At 66.9% G+C, this 3343-nt stretch carries 3 protein-coding genes and 1 pseudogene; 1 reads left to right on the plus strand and 3 read right to left on the minus strand.

Going from position 1 to position 3343, the window contains the following annotated elements:
* Positions 1-595 precede the first annotated feature (595 nt).
* The 3 genes from ACFW2E_RS43950 to ACFW2E_RS43960 all read right to left on the minus strand — a co-directional run bounded on the left by ACFW2E_RS43950 (position 596) and on the right by ACFW2E_RS43960 (position 2327).
* Positions 596-769 carry a hypothetical protein gene (locus ACFW2E_RS43950; RefSeq protein ID WP_384476916.1) on the minus strand — a complete coding sequence of 58 codons (174 nt, stop codon included), beginning with the start codon at positions 767-769 and terminating at the stop codon, positions 596-598.
* 215 nt (positions 770-984) lie between these two features.
* Positions 985-1476: a YcxB family protein gene (locus ACFW2E_RS43955; protein ID WP_384476919.1), complete on the minus strand. Its 492-nt coding sequence runs from the start codon at positions 1474-1476 to the stop codon at positions 985-987.
* A gap of 668 nt (positions 1477-2144) precedes the next feature.
* Positions 2145-2327 (minus strand): hypothetical protein, encoded by a 183-nt coding sequence (locus ACFW2E_RS43960; protein WP_384476922.1) that lies wholly within the window; start codon positions 2325-2327, stop codon positions 2145-2147.
* Between ACFW2E_RS43960 and ACFW2E_RS43965 the strand changes: the two are divergent.
* A pseudogene (locus tag ACFW2E_RS43965) lies at positions 2291-2835 on the plus strand (transposase); the annotation flags it as partial. The gene ACFW2E_RS43960 and the pseudogene ACFW2E_RS43965 overlap by 37 nt on opposite strands.
* Between the last annotated feature and the right edge of the window lie 508 nt (positions 2836-3343).

A 3343-nucleotide genomic window follows, 5' to 3' on the forward strand; every position in this document is an offset into this window, starting at 1 on the left:
GAACGGGGCTATCCAAGACGGCTCCGACGCCGTGATCACACCAGCCACACCAAGATCATCTCACCCCTGACCAGGGGTTACGGGACAGCCCTTAGTCTGTCCTGAAAGTCCGGCAGGCGGCATATCGGTCGGCACGCCAGAGACCGACGCAGACTTATCCGGATTCAAGGTCAGGCTTGCGTTGCAGTCCGGGGAGCGCCAGGTGCCCACGAGCTGGGCGTTCCGCACATTCTTGGCCTGCGGGTAGTCTTCCCACGCACATCCGGAGACGGACACTGCGACCAGGGTCGCGGCCATCGCCCACTTCGTTGCCCGGTTGTTCACTCCACTACCCCTTCACGCAGGAGGGGCGATCATAGCTCTCCGGTTTTCCGGACATCGGGCGGCCTGCACGGGGCGGTGTGGAGTCTGAACGCCGTGACCAGAGCGGTCGCAGCAGGCCTTCAACTGGTCCGCCTCATCCCGCACCCTCCAGCCCGAGCCGACCGCATCTGTCGAGTCGACCGGGGGGAAGACGCCTGCATCGCGCCCGGAGAGATCAGGTCACTCGATACACCCGGGCGCCCGGCCGGGTCACCGGCGCATCAGTGCAGGGTCAGCGCCGCCGCCTGGACATCCAGCCGGTGCCGAACCCTGCCACGTGCAGAGCCAAAGCCGTCAGCCCCAGCAACATCACGTTCGTCGAAGAGAACGCATCGCTGGTACTGATATCCGCCGCATTGATCAAAAACGCGAAGAAGAACAACACCGCCGCCACAATCCCAAGCATGAACGCGCTCCTTCCAAGCGGGTGAGGTGAAACTCCGTATGCCCCGCCATCACCCCCACAAGCCCAGACACGGCCAACCGGCCGCCGGAAGGTGCGTCCGCACACTCACGTATGGGCATGAACAAGACGGAGACGGCGCTGGACGCCCCACTTCATAGGCGAGCCGTCCAGGCCGGCCGGACCGGTCACAGCCCGCCGCGCGTGCGGCTGCGGCATCAGGCGAACATCCGGCACCAGGGCTCTCTCGCCGGAGGAAGTCGCCGGGCCAAGAATGCGGCGAGGTCGGCCTGCTGGTGCTCGTCGAAAGCCCGCTTCGGGATGACCTCGGCCGTTAGCCTGCTCGTCCCCAGGAACCAGAAGCCACCGCGTTCCCTGACAGAATGACAGGCGCTCCAGGCCACCACACCTCCGGAGGAAGCTGTGCGCAGTGTGTACGTTTCCTCGGTCAGATGCAGCGTCCACGGCCCGGGCAGCTGGGCCGTGACTTTACGCGCTGAGATGTGTACGGCGAGGGTTTCGACGTAGATCAGCATGCCGAGCCCGAAGACGGCCAGCCACCACGCATTCGAGTCGCCGAAAAGGAGGGGGAGGGTGCCGGTCAGGACCGGGAACAGGCTGACGGCGGTGAAAAGACGGGTGAGCGGGGAGTGGCGCATCAGACCGCGGTACTCCCGGTCGGTCAGCTGGAAGGTGGCAGTCAAGTCCATGGCGGCAGAGGCCCTTTCCTCGGGGGCCGGAGTCCGCCCGGACGCCGACAGAGTACCGGGCACTCATGGTGTTGCAGTACTCCAGAACTCGAACGGTTTCGCCACCTGATGTGACAGACAATCAGGCCACGCTCGGCGTGAACGCTTGAGGCGGTGGTCAAGGGGCCGTGCGATACAACACCGAAGTACAGCACCGCGACGACCGCAGGCGACATGCCAAGGCCGCTGCCGCCCCCGTGACCAGGTCGAGAGACCTCGGCGACCGTCCTACCATGAGTTCGCATCGAGGAGCACACTGCGACACCCCCGACCGGACCGTCTCGGGACCGTTCGCGGGCGGCCCGATCGGCACCGTTCGCCTCCAGTGGTGACGTCTTCCTGTTGTAGTGGTCGAGGTGCCGCCGCCGATCGGGGTGGAGCGGCCCGGTGCAATGCGCGCCACCGTTGGGATGCTCCAGCCAGCAGTAGCAGCCGCCCGGCCAACGGATGCACTCGCCCGCTGACGTCGTTCGGCAGCAGTCGCGGCAGCGGCTTCGACGGAGGCCGGTGTCATCGCCGGCCTCCGTGGTGATCCGGTACGAGACTCTCCCAACGATGCAGTCGACGGCCGTCTCCTTGCCCGCGCACAGCTGGCAGTGCGAGCCGTGACCGAACAGCGCGCGATGACCCTAGTCGGGCGCGCACCGTCGGCAGGCTCGCGGGTAGGCCGTCGTACCGTGCGGGAGCGGGTGCTCGCCGAGGTCTACGGAGGTCTCGGCGGCCAGGCGCTCGCCGCCCCATATGCACTCGGCACCGCGCTGCCAGGCGTTCGCCACCGTGCCCAGGCTCGGGAGCCCGAGGATCCCGACCACCTCGGCTGGGATCTCCGGAGTCGCGATACCGCCGCACCCATGACGTGACCTACATTCACGGCTGCTAGTCCGTCGGCGACGACAACCTGTGGGGCGTCAACCGCCGTCGTAAGAGCACTGCCAACAGCCTGGCCGCGCTGAAGTCGATCCGCGCCGCCCGACCCCACGGCGCCCCGATCTACATCATCCTGGACGACCTCTCCGCCCACACCGGCGCGGACATCCGCCGCTGGGCGAAGAAGAACAAGGCCGATCTGTGCTTCACCCCGACCTCCGCCTCCTGGGCCAACCCGATCGAGGCCCACTTCGGCCCACTGCGGCAGTTCACCCTTGCGAACTCAAACCATCGCAGCCACCCCGCGCAGACGTGGGCCCTGCACCCTACCTGCGCTGGCTCAACGACAACGCGCGCCACCCGGACGTGCTCGCCGCCCAGCGCAAGGAACGCGCCCGCCGCCGCAGCGAGAAGGGCATCCGCTGGGGCGGACGCCCCCTCGCACCCGCAGCCTGGCGAGCCTGTGCGATCACAGCACTGGTCATCAGGATCTTTTGGTCATGCTCGCCCGATAGCGCTCCAGAACTCCGATGGAAAGTGCTGATGCGGCCATCAGACCGAACACGATCGAGTTCGAAGCACCCCTGTGCTCCCGTTCCCAGACACGGACTCCGACCAGCAGGACAGCGAGACCGAACAGGGCGACCTGGACGCGTCGGATGACTCCGGCTCGCCGAACACGGCGTCCCTCGTTGTTCTCACTTCTAGACATCCGCCCCTACGCCTCTTCGCTGGGCTGCCGTTCTGGCCTCCCAGCGGACACAGCGGCGACACCAAGTGTCCCTGCATCCAACCGTAACGGGAGCCAGCAGCGCGGCCCAACCCGGCAAAGCATCCCGGTCAAAGCACCCCTGGACACATCAGCGACGACGACCGAGCCACGCTGTACGGACTGCTGGATCGACTCCGATCGGGCATGGCCCGACGCGGCAGCGAGCACGACCAGGACGGTGCCCCGGAT

Source organism: Streptomyces sp. NPDC058964, from assembly GCF_042741275.1.
Classification (GTDB): Bacteria; Actinomycetota; Actinomycetes; order Streptomycetales; family Streptomycetaceae; genus Streptomyces.